The sequence below is a fragment of the Streptomyces sp. NBC_00513 genome (assembly GCF_041431415.1).
Lineage (GTDB): Bacteria > Actinomycetota > Actinomycetes > Streptomycetales > Streptomycetaceae > Streptomyces.
Map to the genome: position 1 here is coordinate 76,367 of NZ_CP107845.1, position 20,956 is coordinate 97,322.

Annotated in this window: 22 protein-coding genes and 1 pseudogene; 14 read left to right on the forward strand and 9 right to left on the reverse strand. The window is 69.4% G+C overall.

Going from position 1 to position 20,956, the window contains the following annotated elements; translation table 11 throughout:
• Positions 1 to 12 precede the first annotated feature (12 nt).
• The 4 genes from OHA84_RS00420 to OHA84_RS00435 all read left to right on the forward strand — a co-directional run bounded on the left by OHA84_RS00420 (position 13) and on the right by OHA84_RS00435 (position 2,275).
• Complete coding sequence (locus OHA84_RS00420; protein ID WP_266975946.1) at positions 13 to 564, forward strand: uridine kinase; 552 nt, start codon at positions 13 to 15, stop codon at positions 562 to 564.
• Positions 565 to 1,113: 549 nt separating this feature from the next.
• Positions 1,114 to 1,449, forward strand: coding sequence for an inositol monophosphatase family protein (locus OHA84_RS00425; RefSeq protein ID WP_266975948.1), 336 nt, complete (start codon positions 1,114 to 1,116; stop codon positions 1,447 to 1,449).
• Entirely contained in the window at positions 1,446 to 1,889 is a 444-nt protein-coding gene (locus OHA84_RS00430; RefSeq protein ID WP_266975950.1) for an inositol monophosphatase family protein, read from the forward strand. The genes OHA84_RS00425 and OHA84_RS00430 overlap by 4 nt, the downstream gene beginning before the upstream one ends.
• 116 nt (positions 1,890 to 2,005) lie before the next feature.
• Positions 2,006 to 2,275 (forward strand): hypothetical protein, encoded by a 270-nt coding sequence (locus tag OHA84_RS00435; protein WP_266975952.1) that lies wholly within the window; start codon positions 2,006 to 2,008, stop codon positions 2,273 to 2,275.
• Positions 2,276 to 2,759: 484 nt separating this feature from the next.
• On the opposite strand, the gene OHA84_RS00440 is transcribed toward OHA84_RS00435, so the two are convergent.
• A complete protein-coding gene (locus OHA84_RS00440) occupies positions 2,760 to 3,221 on the reverse strand; it encodes a lamin tail domain-containing protein (protein ID WP_266975954.1) in 462 nt (153 codons plus the stop codon).
• 853 nt (positions 3,222 to 4,074) lie between these two features.
• On the reverse strand, positions 4,075 to 5,010 hold the full coding sequence (locus OHA84_RS00445; RefSeq protein ID WP_266975956.1) for a nitrilase-related carbon-nitrogen hydrolase: 936 nt from the start codon (positions 5,008 to 5,010) through the stop codon (positions 4,075 to 4,077).
• A gap of 627 nt (positions 5,011 to 5,637) precedes the next feature.
• Between OHA84_RS00445 and OHA84_RS00450 the strand changes: the two genes are divergently transcribed.
• Entirely contained in the window at positions 5,638 to 5,847 is a 210-nt protein-coding gene (locus OHA84_RS00450; RefSeq protein ID WP_266975957.1) for a hypothetical protein, read from the forward strand.
• A 407-nt stretch (positions 5,848 to 6,254) separates the two neighbouring features.
• Here OHA84_RS00450 and OHA84_RS00455 read toward each other — a convergent pair whose 3' ends face one another.
• The 3 genes and pseudogenes from OHA84_RS00455 to OHA84_RS00465 all read right to left on the reverse strand — a co-directional run bounded on the left by OHA84_RS00455 (position 6,255) and on the right by OHA84_RS00465 (position 7,692).
• Positions 6,255 to 6,581: a PRC-barrel domain containing protein gene (locus OHA84_RS00455; RefSeq protein WP_266975959.1), complete on the reverse strand. Its 327-nt coding sequence runs from the start codon at positions 6,579 to 6,581 to the stop codon at positions 6,255 to 6,257.
• A 407-nt stretch (positions 6,582 to 6,988) separates the two neighbouring features.
• Positions 6,989 to 7,150, reverse strand: a pseudogene (locus OHA84_RS00460) (cold-shock protein).
• 65 nt (positions 7,151 to 7,215) lie between these two features.
• Positions 7,216 to 7,692, reverse strand: a complete 477-nt coding sequence (locus tag OHA84_RS00465; RefSeq protein WP_266975961.1) for a ricin-type beta-trefoil lectin domain protein — start codon at positions 7,690 to 7,692, stop codon at positions 7,216 to 7,218.
• Between the two features lie 266 nt (positions 7,693 to 7,958).
• Between OHA84_RS00465 and OHA84_RS00470 the strand changes: the two genes are divergently transcribed.
• Positions 7,959 to 8,216, forward strand: a complete 258-nt coding sequence (locus tag OHA84_RS00470) for a hypothetical protein (RefSeq protein ID WP_266975963.1) — start codon at positions 7,959 to 7,961, stop codon at positions 8,214 to 8,216.
• 89 nt (positions 8,217 to 8,305) lie between these two features.
• On the opposite strand, the gene OHA84_RS00475 is transcribed toward OHA84_RS00470, so the two are convergent.
• Positions 8,306 to 8,377, reverse strand: coding sequence for an excalibur calcium-binding domain-containing protein (locus OHA84_RS00475; protein WP_353962540.1), 72 nt, complete (start codon positions 8,375 to 8,377; stop codon positions 8,306 to 8,308).
• A 29-nt stretch (positions 8,378 to 8,406) separates the two neighbouring features.
• The gene (locus OHA84_RS00480) at positions 8,407 to 9,693 is read right to left on the reverse strand and encodes an IS256 family transposase (RefSeq protein WP_266975965.1); all 1,287 of its coding nucleotides are present in this window, start codon (positions 9,691 to 9,693) and stop codon (positions 8,407 to 8,409) included.
• Positions 9,694 to 10,011: 318 nt separating this feature from the next.
• Here OHA84_RS00480 and OHA84_RS00485 point away from each other — a divergent pair, with 318 nt between their 5' ends.
• From OHA84_RS00485 to OHA84_RS00500, 4 genes are all read left to right on the forward strand, one after another.
• The gene (locus tag OHA84_RS00485; RefSeq protein WP_266975967.1) at positions 10,012 to 10,653 is read left to right on the forward strand and encodes an HAD family hydrolase; all 642 of its coding nucleotides are present in this window, start codon (positions 10,012 to 10,014) and stop codon (positions 10,651 to 10,653) included.
• 38 nt (positions 10,654 to 10,691) lie between these two features.
• The gene (locus OHA84_RS00490) at positions 10,692 to 11,861 is read left to right on the forward strand and encodes a helix-turn-helix domain-containing protein (RefSeq protein WP_266975969.1); all 1,170 of its coding nucleotides are present in this window, start codon (positions 10,692 to 10,694) and stop codon (positions 11,859 to 11,861) included.
• Between the two features lie 1,017 nt (positions 11,862 to 12,878).
• The gene (locus OHA84_RS00495; protein WP_266975971.1) at positions 12,879 to 13,763 is read left to right on the forward strand and encodes an SAM-dependent methyltransferase; all 885 of its coding nucleotides are present in this window, start codon (positions 12,879 to 12,881) and stop codon (positions 13,761 to 13,763) included.
• Positions 13,764 to 14,486: 723 nt separating this feature from the next.
• The gene (locus OHA84_RS00500; protein WP_266975973.1) at positions 14,487 to 14,804 is read left to right on the forward strand and encodes a nucleoside triphosphate pyrophosphohydrolase; all 318 of its coding nucleotides are present in this window, start codon (positions 14,487 to 14,489) and stop codon (positions 14,802 to 14,804) included.
• Between the two features lie 20 nt (positions 14,805 to 14,824).
• Here the strand turns inward: OHA84_RS00500 and OHA84_RS00505 are convergent, their stop codons facing one another.
• Both OHA84_RS00505 and OHA84_RS00510 read right to left on the reverse strand, forming a co-directional pair.
• Positions 14,825 to 16,165 (reverse strand): endonuclease/exonuclease/phosphatase family protein, encoded by a 1,341-nt coding sequence (locus tag OHA84_RS00505; RefSeq protein ID WP_266975975.1) that lies wholly within the window; start codon positions 16,163 to 16,165, stop codon positions 14,825 to 14,827.
• Positions 16,166 to 16,193: 28 nt separating this feature from the next.
• Positions 16,194 to 17,156 (reverse strand): LysR family transcriptional regulator, encoded by a 963-nt coding sequence (locus OHA84_RS00510; protein ID WP_266975977.1) that lies wholly within the window; start codon positions 17,154 to 17,156, stop codon positions 16,194 to 16,196.
• Between the two features lie 311 nt (positions 17,157 to 17,467).
• Between OHA84_RS00510 and OHA84_RS00515 the strand changes: the two genes are divergently transcribed.
• The 4 genes from OHA84_RS00515 (at position 17,468) to OHA84_RS00530 (ending at position 20,768) form a co-directional block, all read left to right on the forward strand.
• On the forward strand, positions 17,468 to 18,013 hold the full coding sequence (locus tag OHA84_RS00515) for a hypothetical protein (protein ID WP_266975979.1): 546 nt from the start codon (positions 17,468 to 17,470) through the stop codon (positions 18,011 to 18,013).
• A 5-nt stretch (positions 18,014 to 18,018) separates the two neighbouring features.
• Complete coding sequence (locus OHA84_RS00520; RefSeq protein ID WP_266975981.1) at positions 18,019 to 18,645, forward strand: hypothetical protein; 627 nt, start codon at positions 18,019 to 18,021, stop codon at positions 18,643 to 18,645.
• Positions 18,646 to 18,756: 111 nt separating this feature from the next.
• Positions 18,757 to 19,608, forward strand: coding sequence for a hypothetical protein (locus OHA84_RS00525; protein ID WP_266975982.1), 852 nt, complete (start codon positions 18,757 to 18,759; stop codon positions 19,606 to 19,608).
• Positions 19,605 to 20,768 carry a cysteine desulfurase family protein gene (locus tag OHA84_RS00530; protein ID WP_266975983.1) on the forward strand — a complete coding sequence of 388 codons (1,164 nt, stop codon included), beginning with the start codon at positions 19,605 to 19,607 and terminating at the stop codon, positions 20,766 to 20,768. Before OHA84_RS00525 ends, OHA84_RS00530 begins: the two co-directional genes overlap by 4 nt.
• Positions 20,769 to 20,956: the final 188 nt, after the last annotated feature.

The window sequence follows — 20,956 nt, forward strand, 5'->3', positions numbered from 1 at the left end:
GAGGCACAGCACGTGAACGAGCACCCCTCGCCCCCCGTTCTGCTCATCGGCGGCGGCGCCGGCTCCGGCAAGACCGCCCTTGCCCGCGCCCTCGCCGAGAACATTCCCGGCGCCGGCCTGATCCACCTCGACCTCTGCTACCACAACGACCCGAATCTGGCACCAAGCGTTCCTCGCTTCGATGGCCCGGGCCGGGTGGTCGACTTCAGTAACCCCGCAGCTCTCGACCTCGCGCGGATCCGCACCGCCCTCGACCACCAGTCTGATGCGGCATTGATCATCGTGGAGGGGATCTTCGCTCTCACCCTTCCCGAACTCACCCCGCCGGCCACGTGGACCGTGTACGTCGACACACCGGCTGACATTCGAATCGTCCGCAAAACCCTCCGCAAGCTCGAAGAGGGCAGAGACGTGAAACCCGGGCTGCTGGGCTATCTCGCCAGCGCCAGATCCTACGCGCGTCATGTCCGACCCACACGCGACATGGCGCAACTCGTCCTCGACGGAACCCTCCCCCTGCCCGACCTCGTCGCACAGGTGGAGAAGCACCTCTCCGGAAACTGAGGCACTCTCGTCTCTGACCCGTTGATCGCCGCCGACTTCCAAGCCAGAACAGCGGCGGTAATGAAGCTCGGTCCACGCGAGAGGGCCCCGGCCGGCCACGCGGATCCGGTGACGTCCGGTGTCGTCCAGGGTGATCATTCTCCGAGGGGATGAGGGGGGCTCCAGGCGATGCGCTGACGCCTGCGCCTGGTTGTCGGTGCGCTGTTGGCGTGGACGTCCGCAATGACGGCTTGTTCGGGGGAGCCTGATCAAGTCGGTGCGGTTCCGTCGGCGGTGAACAACCCGGCTTCATGGGACCCCGCAGCCGTCCCCCAGTCCGGTCAGATGACTGTGTGAGAGACTAAGACAGGCCGGCCGTCTGAGGAGCCCTGGCCAACCTGACCGCCGAGACCGCCCTTACCCGACCCGCTCCGAGCGGAGCCCTCACCGCATGAGCCCCGAACTCCCGGCGCTGCTCGACCTCGCCCGCTCGGTCACCGAACGGGCGAGATCGAGCAGCAGCTCCGCGACCTCACCCCGGACCTGATCACCGCCAAGGGCGACCGCGACATGGTCACCAACGTCGACCTCGCCACCGAACACGAGGCCCGGGCAACCCTCCTGAACGCGGCCCCCGGCATCGGCTTCGTCGGCGAAGAAGAGGGCGGAGACGCCGACGCCGACACCTACTGGATCATCGACCCGGTCGACGGCACCGCCAACTTCATCCGCGGCCTGCCGCTGTGCGGGATCTCCCTCGCGCTCGTCCACCACGGCGTGCCCGTCCTCGGCGTGATCCACCTGCCCCTGATCGGCCGCCGCTACTGGGCCGCCCAGGGCATGAGCGCGTACCGGACGGCCGACGCATCCACGCCGCCAACACCAGCACGCTGCCCGAGGCGATGATCGCCGTCGGCGACTACGGGACCGGCCTCGACGGCCCCGAGCGCAACCGCGTCGCCCTCGCCACCCACGCGCACCTCGCCGAACAGGCACAGCGCGTGCGCATGCTCGGGTCCGCCGCCGTGGATCTGGCCCTCGTCGCCGACGGCACCCTCGACGCCACCATCACCCTGGGCAACCACGACTGGGACATGGCCGCGGGCGTCGTCCTCGCCCGCGAGGCCGGCGCCATCGTCATGGACACCGACGGCAGCCCGCACACCCCCGCCTCGCTCACCACCATCGCGACGACGCCCGGCCTACGCGACGCCCTCCTGGACATCCTGAAGACCACCACCACAGGCACCCCATGGGCGGCCACAGCGGCTGAGTCTGGGCGCCCGGGGCCAGGCAGGGCAAATGGGGGCGCAGGCGTCGAAACCCGCTCCGGCATTCTTGGATGAAACGCCGGTATGAAGCGACCTCCTAGGCCGTCTGGCGCAGGCTGGATGCGCATGCATCCGGCATCGGTTCGGCTTGAGTGAGCGCCTCCTCCGGTGGGGCGCGCTCAGGAGGAACCATGCGCAACACCATCCGCGGAGCCATCCTCGCGACCGGCACTCTGGTCGCGCTCTCCGGCCTGATCACGGCCACAGCAGCCGCACCCCTGACCCCCTGCGTTCCGAACAGCCAGCCGACGGCGCGCGGATTCTGCCTGCCCCTCAGCCGCCTCGGAGACCTCGCCGAAGGCTTCCTTCTGTCCAGGTCACCCAATTGCGCCGCCGAAGAATTCTGCGCCTTCTTGCCGCCGCTGCGAAGTCCAGCCCTGTCTGCCGTCCGCAACGACTGATCAAGCCCTCACCCACGCGGACACGCTGTCGGGCCGTCCGAAATGTACTCGGTGTCTCAGCCCGTGCAGACCGGCAGTTGACCAGCTCCCGGGCGCGGGGTCGCTGGCGCAGCCACCACATGCCGTCCCGCGCACCCTGGCCGAACGCGCAACGGGGAGGCCCGTCCTTGCAGAGGCGAGCGTGCTCGGACTCCGGCGGCGCACCACGCCGCCCCACAGGGTCTCGGTCCCCGACCCCGGTGCGACGATCTGGCAACTGGGGGCGTACGCGCGGCCAGACCGGAAGGTTGACCGGCGACCGATCAGCGCTGACGTCCAGGAAATGTCGCCCGCCGTGTCACGGAACCGGGGCCCTCGGCATCGGGTCGTGCCGGGAGCGTGGAGCGCCCTGCCACGCTTGTCGACCGGCCCGGGACATGATCGTGTGCCGGGCTGCTGGCGGGCTGCCCGGCGCACGATCATCACAGGTTCGGCTGCCACCCATTCACGGGCGGCGGCCCCAGGACTCGGTGTCGACGGTGCGGCCGCGATCGTCGCGCAGGGTGGCGGTGTCACCGCGGTTGCCCCAGATGTACTCGCGCTTGCCCTGGAAGACGTCGGTGCGGGAGTCGCGGCCGGTCCCGGTGTGGACGCGGATCGTGCCGCGACCGGCGATGCGGATGTCGTGGAAGCGGTAGCGGTTCCCGTCCGCGTCACGCAGAGTCCAGCCGCGGAGGTTCACGGGCTGGCGGGTGGTGTTGCGGATCTCCACCCACTCGTTGTTCAGGGAGCGGTTGGAGTGGTCGTCACGTCCGGGGCTGTCGGCCTGGACACGGGAGATCTCCACCCGCGGGTGCCGGTCGTGACCCCGGTCCGCCGCGATGGCGGGGAGCGCGGCGGCGGACACGATCGCGCCGGCGGCCAGGACAGTGGCGCCGATGCGGCGGGTGGTCGAGGAAACAGACATCTGTTGGCCCCTCAAGGACTGTGTTTCACCCGCCGATACGAACCACGTACCGGATGCGGGTGCCCGGCCCGTGGTGGGTCGAGGACTCAAACTCTCGACCCGACACGTGGCCGGCCACAGCCCCTGACGAGGCCGGTTACCGACCCCGGACATTCCCGTCACACACGCTTGGGCACTACACGCAGCCCGCGTGAGCGTGACCCTGACATTCACTGACCGCTACACCACCCAGAGCGCGCACGGCCCAGTCGATCATCGCGCCCGGTAGTGCGTTCCGGGCGCGCTCGTCCACCCGTCACTCAACCGGAGCAACAAGTTCCGTAACGGTCGTCCTGCACGGTTCTTCGTACGGACATGCGGAAACCGCAGATCGGAGCGAATTCGTCCACCTGCTTTGGTGCCCACCTCGCCGACTCGGCGGTTGGCCGGCCCGATACACGCGGGTGTGCGCGGCTCGACCGGTGAGCGACTCTGAAGGCGACAGGCCCTGTGCTGCGACCGGGGCGGCGCTGGACGACGTGGTGCCCGGGGTGACCGTGCACCAGTGAGGGCGTCGGCCAGAGGCCGGCTACACAGTGCCGGGACAGGGAGCGGCCGAGCGGCGAGCAGCGCGAGCGCTTGGCCGACCTCGGCATCGTCGGGGCGTGACCGTGGTCGACTGACTGTTGAACCAGCGGGGCGGCGAAGTGCATCGCCAGGTTCTGGGCGATATCGCGTGGGGCCTGGTGCCCAGCGCCGCCGCTGTGGAGGGATGGTGACCACTTGGTTCTCCCCACTGGCGGTCAGTCGGCGGGGAGATGTTTGGCCATGGATGGTTACGCTGTGTGTATCACCAGGGGGTCGGCTTGCCTTCTCAGTGGGCGGGGCGCAGGAGCGGGTTGAGGGCGAGGCGGTTGTCGGTGGTGTGGTGTCCTTCGGGGCTGAAGGGCGGGATGGTCGCGGGCAGGCAGTCGGCGATCAGGAGGCAGTCGTGGTGGCGGTCTTCGGCGGTGGCGGCTACCAGGGGTTCGCCGTCGGGTCCCCAGATGCCGGAGTTTCCCTGGTACTGCCAGGCGCCGGCGGGGACTTGTTCCCAGCCGCGGCGGTTGGCGTAGGCGACGAACAGACGCCAGATGCTGGCCATGGCGGGGAGGATGTGGCGGGTGGCGTCCTGGTAGGGAACCCGGCTCATGGTGCCGTCGGCCAGTCGGAAGTGGCCGTCGGCGGCGGTGGGGCCCAGCACGATCTGCGCGCCGTGCTCGGCGAGGTACTGGTAGAGCGGCGGGAACTCGCACTCGTAGCAGTTCAGTACGCCTACCGTGATGCCGTTGATCGTGACGAGGGGCGGCAGTTCCTGGCCGAAGGAGTAGTTGCGTCGTTCGGCAGCCCCGTACAAGTGGGTCTTGCGGTAGTTGGCAGCCACCTGTCCATCGGCGGAGATCACGCTGATGGAGTCGTAGAAGTCGCTTCCGTCGCGTTCGGGGTAGGGCAGGACCACGGCCAGGCCGTTCTCCTTGGCGGCCAGGCGGACCCGGTCGATCGAGGGGCCCTCGCGGTGTTCTGCCAGTTCCCGGCACTGGCCGGGGTCGATGGCGTAGCCGGTGGTGTACTTCTCCGGAAACACCACCACCTGGCAGTCGTAGGCCGCGGCCAGTGCGGTGACCTCGGCCAGCCGGTCCAGGTTCTGCTGGACTGCCTCTCGGCTGCCGACCGGCCCCTGGCCCTGGTACAGCGCCACCCGCAGACCCTCGCCGACAGCGGGCGCGTCACGGCGTGTGGAGCGGAACACGATACGAATGGGCTGCGTCATCGGCGAGTGCTCTTTCCATGATTGGCGGTCCCCACGACCGCCGCATGAGAAGAAACGAATCACTACCGCGTCGGACACCATGATCACATCGATGGCGGTGCCGACTCGGCCCCACCACATGGCTATCGAGCCTCGCCTCTGCGCCGGCCGTACTCGGGGTATTCCGGGTGGCCGCTGTCAGTGGAGCCCTGCTGTCAGGCTCTGCTCCTTCCTTGTGCGACTTCCTTCTGCGTCGCGGACTCATGCCCTCCACAGCCTGCGTCAAGAGCGCCGACGAACATCCAGTCGTCCATTCGGATCACGCGCCAGGTGGGCAGCATGGCGAACTGGTGGAGGTCAGGCGGACCCACGACGGCGCCGGCACGAGTGGCCGCCCGGAATACCGCGCCGGGCGTGCGCGTCATCTCGCGGCCGGGCGGGAACGATTCCGCAGTGACGCCGACATCCGAAGAACCCCAGGCCACCCAGGGACAGCGGCCGCCCGAGGGCGGGTGTTGCCCGTGGCACGAGGGGCCGGCGTATCCGAACTCCTCGCCTGTCGGGGCATGCCCAACTCAGCCCGCCCCTGCGACCTCTGTGACGGACTGCCGCGACCGACAACCCTGACACCCGTGGGAGGGTGACCCCGTGACCACGACGACGCTGCAATGCGCGGACACCCCCCTGCCCCCGGCCCAGGGCCTGCCCTGGGCGGTCGGTGTGGGCCGGGCCTGCTTCGCCTGCGGCAGGAAACTCACCGCCGGCGCCGTCTCCCGCGGAAAGATCCCTAGCCGGCAAGGAGTCCACAACACCGACATCGAGGTATGGGCCTGCCCCAGGAGAAGGCCCACCGCGTGAACACGCGCGCCGATCGACCCGCCGGTGAAAAGGACGATCGGCCACCCGCCTGCAGACGGTGTGGAGCCCGGGCCCTTGCGATAGGTGGCCCCGAAGGCGGAGTCACCGTGCACGAGAGGACCTGCCCCAACCGACGCGAAGGCGAACCAGCAGCCCGCCCACCCCACACCACCTGACAAGTCCGGCCTGCCCCACCTGGGGTGGCCTGCCGGACCGGCGGGCCCAACCATGGTGCGCCGCTCCGTCAGCCCGGGGTACGCGCCGATACGCGGGAGCACCACCGGGGTGTGGTGCCCGGGGTCGGAACGGACACCACGCGAGTGATCCGATCTCAGATCACGTGAGAGCCAGAAATTCGCCCCCCTGCCGCCCATGCACAGGCCTGCTGGAAGCCGACTGCGCTCGTGTCACAGGGAGAGGTAGTAGTTGCCGACCGCAGACAGATAGCGGTGGTCGGCTGTATCGCTGTCAGTGGCGAACCGCGGAGCGGCTTTGATCTGCTCGCGGCTCGGTGCGACCTTCACCGTCTGCGTTTCGGTGTCGATGACGGTGACGGCACCCGCCGGGATCAGCACGCTCCGGCCGAACACCCACACGCCGGTATCGACCACCAGATGTTGCCTGCCGGGCTGATCCTGCTGACGGTCCACGTGCCCGATGACGCCATCAGCGGCCTCCACGGTGAAACCCACCAAAGACTGCCGCGACATATATCCGCTGTCCTGCGCGTACATCCACACACTGCCCACAGCTCCGCCCCCTCCCCCTCGACACCCAGGCCCCAGGCCCCAGGCCCTCGGATCGTATCGACCCTCCTCATTCCCCGGCATGCTCCGGACATTCGAGGGACACATCCACTGACGCCCGCGTTCGATGAGCTCCAGCCGGAACACGACCGAGGGAGTCCGTACGCGCGCCGCTCATCGCGGCCGGCGGCCTCGCAGTTGTCCCGCCGCAGAGTGCCGGCGCGCACGCTGCCCCGGCGAAGGCCGCGGCGAGCCAGCCTCGACGCGGATCAGGGCCGCGCAGCGTCCGCCGCGCGGCCCTGATCCGGTACACCTCGGACCCTGCCGCACCGCGGGGATGAGCTCCCCAGCCGAAACTGTGGGCGCCCGTACGGTCCGAGACAGGATGGGGTGGGTCAGGCCGGGTTGATGTTCTCGGCCTGGGAGCCCTTCTGGCCCTGGGTCACGTCGAACGTGACGACCTGGCCCTCCAGGAGCTCGCGGAAGCCCGAGGAGCTGATCGCCTAGTAGTGAGCGAAGACGTCCGGGCCGCCGCCGTCCTCAGCAAGAAGGAGCACCTGACGGAGGCATTCGAGAGAGTCAAGGCCTGCGACTGTGGCGAAGCCCGGCCGCGCGGTGCGGGTCAGGCGGCTGCGAGGCTGATCTGGTCCTTGAAGATCACCCAGCGCTGGCCCTGGTCCTTCACGTCGCACGGCTTGGTCGAGACGTTCGGGGTGCTCCAGGCATTGGCGAAGCAATAGGCCGGCGCGTAGGAGAGGGCGATCTGCTGACCCGCAACATTCCAGTACTGTCCCTGGTCTTTCGGGTTGCACGGCTTCACCGAGACGTCCGCGGCGTTCCAGGTGTTGGCGAGGCAGTAGGCCGGGGCGTTGGTCAGGAAGATCTGGTGGCCCGCAAGGGTCCAGTGCTGGCCTTGGTCCTTCGGGTCGCACGGCTTCGTGGAGACGTTCGGGGTGTTCCAGGCATTCGCCAGGCAGTAGAGCCCGGGCGCACGCAGAGCCGGGACGGCGGCGGCGGCCTGCGTCCCGGCGGCCGGCAGGAGGGAAGCGGTCAGTGCCAGCGTCGTGAGAGCGAGCGTCTTGCGAAGGGCGATTGCCATGAGGGCGAAATCCGTTCGGGCTGAGAAATGGGATTCACGCCCGAACGCGACATGGATTGCCATCTCGGTTCCGAACGCAAGGTAATTGGTAGCAGCAAACAAGAGTTGGCCAACGGTTTCTGCGCAGCATCTTCATCCCTTAGAGCCGATATGTGCGACAACCCGACAGACCCCCGAGAGAGTCGTCAGGGAGTACGCCCAGACACCTCGGTGCCGGGAGGGTGTCTGGCGGAGTACTCGGAGGCACGGATAGCGAGGTCACGGGCATGCCCCGGGGATACGGTGGCGCCATCACCTCGGGAAAGGGCACGGCCATGCTGGAATCCCTGATCCGCACCCTGCCGTGCCACGTCTACAGAGCCGGCGAGGGGAGCGGCGGCGTACGAACCCTGAGCGCCGCGGGAGACCACCTGACGGTGACCTGGCACACCCGCAACTGCCCCCACCACGTTGCCGACTCCTGCTCGCCTCCCACTCCCGCCACCACACCGGCTGAACCAGGGCGCAGCACCCGGCAGGCGTGAGTCGCCGACCGGGCCCGTGTTGCTGTGCACATCCAGCCCGGCGAGGTTGTCCTCGAGGAGGTGCTCGGCCATCCGTCGCCGTCCCCGGGTTACTCGCAGGCGATGCCGTCGCCATCACGGTCGAGGTGTGATCCGTACCCCGCATCGCCAGGGTCTGTCAAACGAGCGGTGTAACTCGGGTTGTTGAGGGTTACTGACGTGCTGCGGAGAGCCGGCCGTCGAAGGTGATGTCGAAGGCGTTCAGTGCGGTCTTCCAGCGCATGGTCCAGCGGGCCTGGCCCTTGCCGGTGGGGTCCAGGGACATGATTGCCATGTAGACGCACTTCAGGGCGGCCTGCTCGTTGGGGAAGTGACCGCGGGCCTTGACCGCCCGGCGGATCCGGGCGTTCACGGACTCGATGGCGTTGGTCGTGCAGACGATGCGGCGGATCTCGGTGTCGAAGCAGAGGAACGGGGTGAACTCTTCCCACGCGTTCTCCCAGAGCCGCACGATCGCCGGATACTTCTTGCCCCAGGTGTCGGCGAACTCGGCGAACCGGTCGAGTGCGGCTTCCTCGGTCGCCGCGGTGTAGACGGGCTTGAGAAGCTTGGCGATCTTGTCCCAGTCCTGGCGGGCGGCATAGCGGAAGGAGTTCCGCAGCAGGTGGACCACGCAGGTCTGCACGACCGTGCGGGGCCAGACGGTCTCGACCGCGTCGGGCAGGCCCTTTAGCCCGTCGCAGACGAGCATGAGGACGTCGTTCACGCCTCGGTTCTTGACCTCGGTGAGGATGTGCATCCAGTGCTTGGCGCCCTCACCGCCGTCGCCGGCCCACAGCCCGAGGATTTCCCGCCGGCCCTCGGCCGTGACGGCCAGAGCCACATAGATGGGCCGGTTGGCCACCGCACCGTCGCGGACCTTCACGTGGATCGCGTCGATGAAGATCACCGGATAGACGGCGTCCAGGGGCCGGTTCTGCCACTCGGCCATGCCCTCGAGGACCTTGTCAGTGATCGTGGAGATCGTCTGGCGCGACACCTCGGCGCCGTAGACCTCGGCCAGGTGAGCCTGGACCTCACCGGTCGTTAGACCCTTCGCGGCAAGCGAGATGACCATCTCGTCCACGCCGGAAAGACGCTTCTGCCGCTTCTTGACGATCTTCGGCTCGAAGGAACCCTCGCGGTCGCGGGGCACGGCTATCTGAACCGGGCCGACCTCGGTCAGCACGGTCTTGGCCCGGGTGCCGTTGCGTGAGTTGCCGCCGTTCTTCCCAGCGGGATCGTGCTTGTCATAGCCGAGGTGGTCGGTGATCTCGCCCTCGAGAGCGGACTCCAGCAGTCGCTTCGTCAGCTGCTGGAGCAGCCCGCCCTCACCGGTCAGCTGCAGGCCCTCGGCCTGAGCCCGACCCACGAGCTCGTCGATCAGCCGGTCGTCCACGGACTTCGACGGCACCGCCTCAGACGGCTCGACGGTCTCGGTCACGTTGTTGCTGGTCATCGATGCATCTTCCATGATCGGGAGTTACACCGAACGTTTTACAGTCCCCGTCGCGATGCTCGTAGACCGTGACCTGCAGGTCCGGCGGCGGTGGGGCCCGTCGGTGCCCGCTGCGTCGGTGCCGCTTTCCTGGTGTCTCCGCCGGTGTCGACGCACCCTCCGCCGTCGAGTACCAGGCCGTGCGGCAGCTGTCCCGGCGCGGCCGCGACCACGTCAGGGAAGCGGTCTTCGACACCCGTACCGCAGGCATCGCCCCCTCTCACCTTCGGGCGGGAGGGACCCCTGTTGTCAAGTAGGGGGCACCGTAGGGTGGCGGGCATGATTCGGACTGTCGTGCTGGACATCGGCGAGACCTTGACCCGAGACGATCGCTACTGGGCGGCCTGGGCCGACTGGCTCGGCAGCCCACGGCACACCCTGTCCGCCCTTGTCGGCGCCGTCGTCGTCGACGGCCGGGACAACGCGGACGCACTCCGGCTACTCCGCCCGGGCCTTGATGTAGCAGCCGAGTACGTGGCCCGGGAGGCCGCCGGCCGCGGGGAGCAGCTCGACGAGAGCGACCTGTACGAGGATGTTCGCCCGGCGCTGGCCGCGGTGCGGGCTGCCGGGGTGCGGGTCGTCGTCGCGGGTAATCAGTCGCCGAAGGCCGGCCGGCTGTTGCGGTCGCTCGATCTACCTGCGGATGTGGTGGCGGTGTCGGGCGATTGGGGTGTGTCGAAGCCGGCGGCTGCGTTCTTCGAGCGGGTGTTGGAGGTGTCCGGTGCGCCGGCGAACGAGACGCTGTACGTCGGCGACCACCCGGCCAACGACATCCATCCGGCGCGCGCCGCGGGGCTGCGCACGGCGCACCTTCGCCGCGGCCCGTGGGGGCACTGGTGGGCGGATGATCCGGCGGTACGCGCGGCCGCCGATTGGTCGATCGACTCGCTGCACGACCTCGTCGGTATCGTCAACGCGTAGCGTCAGAGGGTCACTTGCCCGGGCGGTACGGTTGTCGTATGGCCGACCACCCGGGGCACCGCATCGCGGCACGGCGCCAGTCCCGCCGCATGACGCAGCGGGATCTCGCTGCCGCCGCACACCTGTCCCTCGGCATGATCCGGCACATCGAGCAGGGCACCCGCGCGCCGAGCGCGTCCGCGTTGGAGTCGATCGCGGCCGCCCTCGGCGTGGACCCGGCCCGCCTCGACCCAGGCTTCGCGGGCACCGCGCACCGAGTGCATGCCATGCTGCCGTCGATCTCCGCTGTCATCGCGGGCTATGACATCCGCCTCGCCCCGCCGGCCCGGCGCCGGGAAGAACTGCGGCGCGAGGTCGGGACCGCGGTGGCGCAGCGGCTGGCCGCCCAGTACGGGCTCATCGCGGGGACCGCGCCCGCCCTGCTCCGCGACACGCTCGGTTTGCTGCACTACTCGGCATGTGAGCAGCGCGAGGACGCTGCCCGGCTCGTGGTGGCTGCGGCCCGCTGCGCGGACGCGGTTGCCTACAAGTACGGGGCGCATGATCTGTCGGCGCGCCTGATCGGCGTCATGCGGTGGGCCGCGGTGGAGGCCGATGACGCGGTGCTCCGGGCGTCGGTGGCGTACACGAGCGCGGAGACGTATCTTGCGGCGCACGCCTACCGGGTCGGGCAGGCGGCGCTGGAGCAGGCGTTGGAGGCGTCCGCGGCGCCGGTGACGTCCGCCGCGGCCGCGGCGCGCGGCGCTTTGTTCATGCGGACCGCGGTCATGGCCGCCCGGGCCGGTGCCGCCGAGGCGGCGTACGCGCATCTGGAGCGGGCCCGGGTGCTCGCGAGCGGCCTCGCCGAGGGCATCTACCTGGGGACCGCGTTCGGCCCGTCGAGTGTCCGGATCCACGAGGTGGCCGTCGCGGTGAGTCTCGGCCAGGACCACATCGGCCGGGCCCTGGATGTCGCCCGCGTCTGGAAGCCGGGCAACGAGGTTCCGGCCGAGCGGCGGTCCGGGTTCTACGTGGAGGTGGGCCGCGCGCAGCTGTGGGCCGGCTGGCCAGACGCCGCGTTCGAGTCGCTGAAGGTGGCCAGGCGGCTGGCGCCGCAGCACGTTCGCGAGCACCCGTGGGCCCGCGAGGACGTCGAGAAGCTCCGCCGGATCAAACGCGCCGACACCGAATCCCTGTCCTCGTTCGCCGAGTGGATCGGCGCCGTCTGAGTCAACCCCCGCCGGTACCACAAACAGTGGTACTTGCATCCCTTCCCGCCGGTCATCCTCTCTCTGTGCCCGCACCAAACGAGCAGATGGGACGGCCCGTGAGTATCCACCCTGTCGTATCCGCCGGCGATGTCCGCATCGCCCGTCTCCCCGGCCACGCCTGCCGGGACTGCGGAGCCGTCAACACCGACCTGGCCCCGGCCGGGGAAGTGACCGTCCGAGGCTTCGCCCGGAGGTCGCCGGTCGTCACGTGCAGCCCGGGCTGTGCCACAGCCGCCGGGGAACCGGCATGACGGGGCGGTGCGACCGTGCGCCGCTCCCGGCGTCGGTGTCGTCGCTGACCCACGACCAGTACCTCGGCCGGGCCTGCGTGTCCTGCGGCCGCCAGCTCACCACCGGCGCCGTACCGCGCGGCATCATCCCAGGCCGGCAAGGCGTCCACTCCCTCGACACCGAGGTGTGGTCCTGCCCCGCCCCTGAGGCAATGCGATAACCGCTCCCTACTCGCGCCCACCCATCACGTGACCGCCCTGCGGGACGACGACGCCCGGCGGCGGTAGCCGCGAAACCATTGTGGAGGCATGTCCGTCAAGCTGAACGTCCACCCGCCCGACCGGCAGGGATGGCGCCGGGTCCGCTACGACGGCGTCGCCATCAGAATCTTCCTCGCCGCCGGCCCGGCAGGCCGGCGGATCTGCATCGACACCGAGCCCGCGCCGATCCAACTTGGCTTGCGCGGCCTGGCCCGCACCGGCCCCCGGGTCACCTTCCTGGTCGACGAGTTCGTTCTGCGGCGGCCCTACGGCGGTGCGAGCGTCACGGCCGGACAACCCACCCCACCTGCAACATCTCGTCGGCTTACGGCCCGGGGTCCTACGTCACCCTCGGAAGGACCTCCCGCCGTCCGGCCGCGGCCCCCACCTCCTGTCTACCGACCTCCCCAGATCACGGCCGCAGCCCGCTCGAACATCCGGAGCTTCCAGGACAACGCACACCCAACCCGAGAGGAGCACGGCCGTGAACCTGGTCCAGGAAGGCCTCGCACTGGGCATTCCCGCCCCGGGCCCGGACGCCCACCAGCGGCCCAGCGCAGCACGCATCTACCGAATGTGGTTCGGCATGGAGGGCGCCGGTTCCGTCGACCAGGATCTCGCCCGCAAGATCCTCAACGCCTTCCCGCGAGAGCCCGCAGCCGCCAAGATCAACCGCAGCCATCACCTGCTGATCACAGAAGCCCTGGCCTCGCGCGGAATCTCCCAGTTCCTGGATCTCGGCTGCGGCTACGCCCTGCCCCGACCCGCAGGCGGTGGTGACCTCCGGTTTGGGCAGAACACCCACGACGTCGCGCAGCAGCACGGGCGCTCCGCCGCGGTGGTCTACGCGGACATCAACCACGACGTAGTCGCCTGCCAGCGCAGTCTCCTTGACTCGGCCCCGACGGCTTCTCGCCCCGTCGCGGTAATCGCCGATGTCACGGACACGGCCCGTCTGCTGGCCCGGCTGGAAGCCGACGGACACCTGACGCGGGAGCGGCCCGTTGCCGTCCTCCTTCACGACGTTCTCCCGTGGATCCCCGACGACGCCCGAGTGCAGGACGCTGTGGCCTACCTCCGGGCCTGGCTGCCTCCAGGCAGCGCCCTGTCGATCACCCACGCGACGCCCGACTTCAGCCCGACCTGGGTCGGGCGGGTCCAGGACGTGTACGACGAGGAGGGCATCGGGTTCCGGCCCCGGGACCGGCAGTCGATCAGCAACCTCTTCGGCGACTGGGGCGACCTCTACGGCGGCCCGGTTCGCATGGTCCCCACCGCCCGGCACCAGACGCGCCACCAGTTCTCGGCCGTGCCCGACTACGTCTCGGCTGCGTACGCCGGCGTCGCAGTGAAGCACCCGACCTCGTAGACAGAGACCGCGTACTCCGTGCTGCCCCTGACCACCTCAGACTGGGACCCGCTCGCAGACGTCGTCCACCGCTGCAACGACCACGAGAAGCGGGCCCGAACCACGACGACCGACGGCTCGTCCCTGCTCCGCCTGGCTGCCGACCTCCAGCCTGACATCCAACTCGTCGGCATGTGGGAAGAGAACCAGCTCGTCGGAGCACTCGCCCTGGTAGAAGGAGCCGACGCCTCAGGGTGGACCGAGGGCGAACGTGCGGAGCAGAGCTGGTTGGTGAGACTGGCCTTCACCGATCCCGATCTCAACCGACTCGGCCGGCTGGCCACGCTGTGGATCGGTGACTGTGCCGCTCGGCAGAACACCCCCACCGCTGTGGATCCGCTGTGCCGTCCCAGACCAAGAGGTGGCCTGGTACCTGGAACGCCAGTGTGGATGGGCTCTCGTGCGGGCGGCACGCGACAGGGCCGGCTACCGGAGCTTCCTGCGGCAGAGGGCCCCAGAACGGATCGAGCACTTCGACCTGCTCGTCACGACGGGGGCCGAACCTGCCATTGAATCAGTCCGGAGAAGGACGCTCCTCACGAACACTCACGCGGATCGGTTGGACTGACCACTTCGGGTGGGATTCCTGTTTCTGATGGCGCCCGATGAGGCCCCAACTCTACGCTCGAACAACACGGGGCCGGTCGCGTGACCGGCCAAGGACGAACTGGTGCAGGAGAGTACGTGCTCACCACGGGAAAGCTGGTACGGGACCGGATCCCTCAGATCATCCGCGCGGACGGAGCCGAGCCGGAGGTCTACGTGGCCGATCCGACGGAGTACCGGCAGCGGCTCCGCGCGAAGCTGGCCGAGGAGGTGGCGGAGTACATGGAGGCGGACGAGACCGACGCCCCCGAGGAGCTCGCGGACGTCCTCGAAGTCGCCTTCGCCCTCGCGGCGGACCTCGGCGTCGACCCGGCCCAGCTGGAGAAGATCCGGGCGTCCAAGGCCGAACAGCGGGGCGGTTTCTCGGAGCGCATCGTCTGGACCGGCAACCGCTGACCTGCGGTGCCGCCACACCTCTACGGCTCGGGCTTGACCAGCACGATGTGACTCACTCCGGGCAGGGGCAGCCCGGCCTCCCCCACCGCGGGGGCGAGGCCGGCGTGCCGGGCGAGCGCCGTGGTCTCGGCCGCGCTGATGCCGCGCTGAAAGGTCCCCTTCCCCTCGCTCGACCAGTAGCCGTCATGATGGGCCGTCCAGCTGCCGCCGGCAGCGGCCTTCGTGATCTCCTCGGGGGAGCGGGTGACGATCACGACGCGCCCGCCAGGGCGGACGAACTCGGCCGCGTCCTGCAGCGCGCGGATCCGCGCTCCCGGGTCGGGCAGCACGTTGAGGACGAACATTTGGGTCACGAGGTCGTATCCCTCCCGCTCGGGGCGGGGCCAGCCGAACCCCTCGTGCGGGTCGTACCCGTCGGCATCCAGCCCGGCGGCCCGGTAGTGGGCGACATCGGCACCGCGGCCGCACCCGTGATCGAGGACCGTACGAATGCCGAGCGGGCCCGTCAGGTGCCCGGTGACCGCACGGGCCGCCGGCGAGGCCGCCTGGCGGCTCATCGCGGTCTTGTGCGGCTGGTACGAGCGTGCGCCCGCGGCCGCCGGCTGCTTGCCCGTCAGGTCGCTGATCGCGAACAGGACGTCGTCCGGCTCCGCGACCTCAGGGGTGATCGGCAGGTCGAGCAGGATTGCGGAGTGGTCGGTGAATGCCTCCGGCCCCGTTCGGACTTCATGTCGGACCGCGACCGGAACCCCGGCGGCAAGGTGGTCGCTCAGCAGGGCGAGGTCACACCGGAATCGGCTGAGCTTGCCGGTGAAGAGCCGCTCGAACGTGAAGTCCGCCTCCTCGTCCGTGCCGGTGGTGTCGACGAGCCACGCGGCCTGGAGCAGGTGTTGCAGCGCCTTGCGCTCGGTGTCCGCGGTAAAGCCGCTGATCTCCCCGCCGTACAAGCCGTCCTGCGGCCGCGGCGCGAGGTTGAAGTCCCCGCAGACCAGCAGCGGACGCCCGCCCTCGGCGGCGGCCAGCGCCCCAAGCTCGCCGAGTTGGGTGGTGCGTGCCGCACTGGTGTAGGCATCGAGGTGAACCTGCAGGATGGTGAGCCAGCCCAGCTCCACCCGCTGCGCCCAACTGGTCGGCGCGGATACGGTCGGGGTGGCGATGTCCTCGCGGACCCAGGTGGCGAGGTGGCCGTCCCCGCCCGCGAAGACGTACCCGGGCAGGAGCGGCGGGCGCCGGTCGGCGGGCTTGTACGGCTCCTGCACGACGATGACCGCGACGTCGTGCCTGCGGAGCCAGGCGGCGAACCGTGCCCGGGCGCCGTCCGCGCCGAACCGCTTGTTGAGGTTGATCGAGGCCAGCATCATCAGAAGTGCCCTTCGGCGGACGGGATGGTCACAGCGGGATCGGCCGGTCGGAGGCTGCTTCCTCGCGGAAGGCCTCCCACAGCACGTTCAAGGGGTGTGAGGCGTCGTAGGTGTCCCGCTCGCCCTTGCGGGCGAAGACGCCCGAGACTAGTTGGAGCATGGGGTCGAAGTCGTCGGCGAACTCGACCAGGCGGAACCCCTCGCCGCCGGGCAGCCGGCCCGCGACGGCGGCCTCGCCTATGGAGCGGGCGCAGAGCATACAGCCGCGGGTCATCTCGGAGCGCAGCAGGGCCAGCCCGTAGTAGATGTCGTCGATCTCCGCGACGACCTGGAGGTGGGTGCGGAAGTCCGTTCCGTACCAGCGCTCGACAAAGTCGGCGATCACCCCGCGGGAAGGAATGACCAGCGGCAGGTTCCGCAGCCGCTCGACGCCGACCTGCCGGGCGGGCAGCTCGCGGACGGACAGGTTCGTCAGGAGAGCGAGGCCTTCGCGGTGCCACTCCAGGAAGTCGTACTCGGGGGCGAGCGGGCCGTCCCCGACCGGCGCGGCCAGGCCCCCGCACAACAAGTCCACCTGGTTGGAGTCCAGGCGCTGGCGGAAGTCGCGAGTGCGGACGTGAACGACCTTGAGTTCCACCTCCCGCGCCATCAGTTCTCGCTCCACCCGCTCCCACACCCGGGCCAGGAACGGCAGAGTGAACTCGGTGGTGCCAACGGTCAGGGTGGAGCCGAGCCGGCGCCGAGAGTTGGCGATGCCCTGAAGCCAGTCCGAAAACGTCGATCGGATTCGGTCGACAAGTTCCAGCCCGGTCGGGGTGAACAGCAGATCCCGGCCGCGGCCCTGCTTGACCACCACCAACTCACCGGTCAGCGCCTGGAAGTTCCGGTTGAGGATGTCGAGCTGCTTTTGCACGCTCGACTGCTCCCGGCCCAGCAGCCGAGCCGCCGCGAGGGCGGTGCCCTCCTCGTGGACGACGACGAGCGTACGCATCTGGTCCCACGTCAGGTCCAGCAAATCCGAGGAACAAGCGAGCAGATCGCCCCGGAACCCTTCGGGACCAGGCACTTTGAGCGGGCCGGACGGTAACGGCGGCATGTTCCTCCCCTCCCCTGGGCACTACCCCACCAGCTTGCACTGTCCGAGCGGCCAGGAGTAGTGGACTTCACCGCATTTCACGCCAGGAAAACCTTGAAATGCTCGGGTGGACATGGAGACATGGCGAGCTATCCACGGGAACATTTCCTCAGTTGCCTTCGGATCTGGCGGGGGCCACCACACTGCCTAAATTCCGGGGATGAGTCATGCTCTCAGCCGCGTCCATCAAGGACCACATCAACAACGGCGCCGTGACGTGGGACGGGGAACTGCGCGGGGACAGCCTGCTCTTGAGGCTCGGTGGTCCAATCCAACCCATCGTCGCGCCGGACGCCGTCGTCGACCTGGCCGACCAGGCCAGTATCGACACCCTGTACGGCCCGCAGATCACCGACTGGACGACGTACGACCTGGCGCCGGGGCAAATGATTCTGGCGCCGGCCTCCGAGCCGGTCTCCCTGGGCCCGGACGTCATGGGGATGATCGGCGGTCTGAGCCATCTGGCCCGAGTCGGCCTGGCCATCCACGTCACCAGCCCGTTCGTCCTGCCGGGCTGGGCCGGCCATCTGACCCTGGAGCTCGTCAACCACAGCCCGGCCACCCTGCGCCTGCATCACGGCATGCCGCTGGCCCGCCTCGTACTCCAACTCCGCGGCGGCGGCCCCGCCGCGACCGCCCACCCGTTCTACGGCCATCCCGCAGACCTGCGAAGCCGCTACGCCGACGAACTCGTCGACCCGAACACAAGGTGACTGACATGGACGACTGCCAGTTTTGCACCGAGTTCACCGCACGCGAGCCCAAGACCCGCATCATCACCGAGACGATCGACCGCTGGGTCCTCCTGCCCACCGTCGGCTGCCTCACCCCCGGCTACTCCCTCTACATGCCGCTGGAGCACCTCGACGCCGCCGCCGACGTCCCGCCCGACGACCTCCCGAAGGTCGCCGCCGGCCTGGAGTCGATGCGCACCCTGATCCAGGCTCACTACGGGCCCACCATCGTCGCCGAGCACGGACCGCGGGACTGCGAGCTCGGCGCCTCCTGCTGCAGCCACGCTCACCTCCACCTCATCCCCGTACCGGACCCGGACGCCATCCTGGCCGCCTATGAGAAGGTCGGTGGCACGGGCCGGCGCCTCTCCTCGCTCGTCGACCTGCCCGCGGCCGCCGAGACTTCGTACCTGTACCTGTCGCCCTACCCGGGCGAGCTCCACTACTGGCCCGCCGACGGCCGGTTCGCACGCCAGTTCGTCCGCCGCGTCGTCGCCGACCAGCTTGGCATCGGCGAGCAGTACGACTGGCGCGACCACCCCTTCACCGAGGCCAAGCACCAGACCTACGAGACTCTGACCGCTGCCATCCGGGCCACCGCAACGGCCTGACGACGAGGGGGGAACATCATGGCGATTCCCTTACCTCGACCGCTGCACACTCAGAGCGCCGAGGAACTCGTGGCGGCCGCAAGAGACCGACGGTGGCCGAAATGGCAGACCATGGCACTGCTCCACTCGCTCGGCCTCCCCACCCTGAACGCGTCCCTGTTACGACCCGGCCAGAGCCCGGCCGACATACGCACCGCCACCCACGCCCTCGCCACCACGCTCGGCACCGACAGACTGATGATCCGCTCCGACGGCGGCGTCGAGAAGAAGGCCTACTACCGCGGGGGCAACACCTTCCCCATCGGCGAGATCGCACACCGCGCGCAGCCCCTGCTGGCCGACGGACGCGCGGTCATCCTGGCCGGCCCCACCAACCGCTTCACCAACAAACTCACCGTCATGATCCGCATGGACCGCCCGGGCCCCGGCATACGGGGGACCTTCACCCTCGAAGCGCTCGGCCCCGGCTATGACGTCGCCGACCTCACCCGCGGTGAACTCCCGCCCCAGGTCACCGCCCAGCTCGACGACGTCGACTGGGACCACTACACCACCCCCCGCTGGAACGAGTGGCACTTCCGCGGCGACCACTGCCCCGGCGGGGAGGAAGCACGCCGGCTCCGCCGCCTGGAGCGCCTCGCGGCCCAGACCCTGGCCGACGGCGGACAACTCGCCGGAGACCCTCAGCCCGAGCACGCCGAAACGTGGCTCCGCGAACACGGCTACCTGCAGCTGTTCGGCCCCCAGGACCCGCGCCCGGCCCTGATGCGGCGCGCCGACAAACTCTTCGAGGACGCCTTCGTCCTCACCCGGGCCCAGCCCAACCGGAACTGGCGGTGCCTGGCCACCGCCTACTCCGTCTTCGCCGAGCCCCGCACCGTCTACTGGGACCTCGTCGACGGCGAACGAAAATACGCCGCGGCCACGCCGGCCGCCGCCCGGGCCAAGAAGGAGACAGCGTGACCAACCGACCGATCTACCTCGACCACCAGGCCACCACCCCACTCGACCCCCGCGTCCTGGAGGAGATGCTGCCGTACCTCACCACCGCGTACGGCAACCCCAACAGTGCCCACGCCTACGGCCGGGAAGCGGCCAAGGCCGTCGCCACCGCCCGCCGCCGCGTCGCCCACCTCATCGGCGCCAAGAACCCCATCGAGGTCATCTTCACCTCCGGCGCCACCGAGGCCAACCACCTCGCCATCGTCGGCGGCGCCCTCGCCAAACGCCCCCGCGGCGGCCACGTCATCACCACCACGATCGAGCACAAGGCCGTCCTCGCCGCCGTCCAACGCCTCGTCGACCACCACGGCTACACCTCCACCCGCGTCGCCGTCGACGAGCACGGACGAGTCCAGCCCGGGGACATCGCCGCCGCCCTCACCCCGAACACCGTCCTCGTCTCCGTCATGCACGCAAACAACGAGATCGGCACCCTCCAGCGGATCGCCGCCATCTCCCAACTGACCGCCCACCGCGGAATCCTCCTGCACACCGACGCCGCACAGAGCGCCGGATACGGGCTCCTCGACGCCGACGAACTCGGCGTCGACCTCGCCTCGCTCTCCGCCCACAAACTCTACGGACCCAAAGGCATCGGCGCCCTCTACGTCCGCGGCGGCACCCTCCTCACCGCCCAGCAGACCGGCGGCGGCCAGGAACGCGGATTACGAGCCGGCACCCTCAATGTTCCCGCCATCGTGGGCCTCGGTGCCGCCGCCCACCTCATCACCAGCGATACCGCCCCCGCCCTCACCCAGATTCGCGCCCTGCGCGACCACCTCCAGGACAGACTCCTCGCCGCGATCCCCGGCGCCACCATCAATGGGCACCCCACCCAACGACTGCCCGGCACCCTCAGCCTCACCCTCCCGGACACCGAGGCCGCAGACGTCCTCGACCGCCTCCCCGAACTTGCCGCCTCCACCGGATCCGCCTGCAACACCGGCACCAGCGACCCCTCTCATGTCCTCACCGCCATCAGCCTCACCCGCACCCAGGCCCGCCGCACCCTACGCCTGGGCATCGGCCGCAACACCACTGCCGCCGAGGTGGAGCGCGCCGCGATACTGATCGCTGAGGCCACTGCCCGGCATCGGCCGCCTCGTTCCAGCGCCGCCTGAGGAAGTACCGCGCGTGCGCCGGCAGGAAGGCCTGACCAAATCGAACCCTCCCGCCGTCCCAAGCGACTTGACGTAACGAAGCAAGCTGCTGCCACGTCTTCTACAGCAGGAACGGCTTGAAGCGTGCCATACGTTCTACAGGGAAAATCATCGCGCGACCGGAGAAACGACGTCCACTTCGACCCGCG

What these genes read in the sequence shown, in the direction of transcription:
- OHA84_RS00425 (WP_266975948.1), top strand. Translation starts at nt 1,114, where the DNA reads ATGGTCACCAACGTCGACCTCGCCACCGAACACGAGGCCCGGGCAACC.
- OHA84_RS00430 (WP_266975950.1), top strand. Translation starts at nt 1,446, where the DNA reads ATGATCGCCGTCGGCGACTACGGGACCGGCCTCGACGGCCCCGAGCGC.
- OHA84_RS00435 (WP_266975952.1), top strand. Translation starts at nt 2,006, where the DNA reads ATGCGCAACACCATCCGCGGAGCCATCCTCGCGACCGGCACTCTGGTC.
- OHA84_RS00440 (WP_266975954.1), bottom strand. Translation starts at nt 3,221, where the DNA reads ATGTCTGTTTCCTCGACCACCCGCCGCATCGGCGCCACTGTCCTGGCC.
- OHA84_RS00445 (WP_266975956.1), bottom strand. Translation starts at nt 5,010, where the DNA reads ATGACGCAGCCCATTCGTATCGTGTTCCGCTCCACACGCCGTGACGCG.
- OHA84_RS00455 (WP_266975959.1), bottom strand. Translation starts at nt 6,581, where the DNA reads ATGTACGCGCAGGACAGCGGATATATGTCGCGGCAGTCTTTGGTGGGT.
- OHA84_RS00465 (WP_266975961.1), bottom strand. Translation starts at nt 7,692, where the DNA reads ATGGCAATCGCCCTTCGCAAGACGCTCGCTCTCACGACGCTGGCACTG.
- OHA84_RS00470 (WP_266975963.1), top strand. Translation starts at nt 7,959, where the DNA reads ATGCCCCGGGGATACGGTGGCGCCATCACCTCGGGAAAGGGCACGGCC.
- OHA84_RS00480 (WP_266975965.1), bottom strand. Translation starts at nt 9,693, where the DNA reads ATGACCAGCAACAACGTGACCGAGACCGTCGAGCCGTCTGAGGCGGTG.
- OHA84_RS00485 (WP_266975967.1), top strand. Translation starts at nt 10,012, where the DNA reads ATGATTCGGACTGTCGTGCTGGACATCGGCGAGACCTTGACCCGAGAC.
- OHA84_RS00490 (WP_266975969.1), top strand. Translation starts at nt 10,692, where the DNA reads ATGGCCGACCACCCGGGGCACCGCATCGCGGCACGGCGCCAGTCCCGC.
- OHA84_RS00505 (WP_266975975.1), bottom strand. Translation starts at nt 16,165, where the DNA reads ATGATGCTGGCCTCGATCAACCTCAACAAGCGGTTCGGCGCGGACGGC.
- OHA84_RS00510 (WP_266975977.1), bottom strand. Translation starts at nt 17,156, where the DNA reads ATGCGTACGCTCGTCGTCGTCCACGAGGAGGGCACCGCCCTCGCGGCG.
- OHA84_RS00515 (WP_266975979.1), top strand. Translation starts at nt 17,468, where the DNA reads ATGCTCTCAGCCGCGTCCATCAAGGACCACATCAACAACGGCGCCGTG.
- OHA84_RS00520 (WP_266975981.1), top strand. Translation starts at nt 18,019, where the DNA reads ATGGACGACTGCCAGTTTTGCACCGAGTTCACCGCACGCGAGCCCAAG.
- OHA84_RS00525 (WP_266975982.1), top strand. Translation starts at nt 18,757, where the DNA reads ATGGCACTGCTCCACTCGCTCGGCCTCCCCACCCTGAACGCGTCCCTG.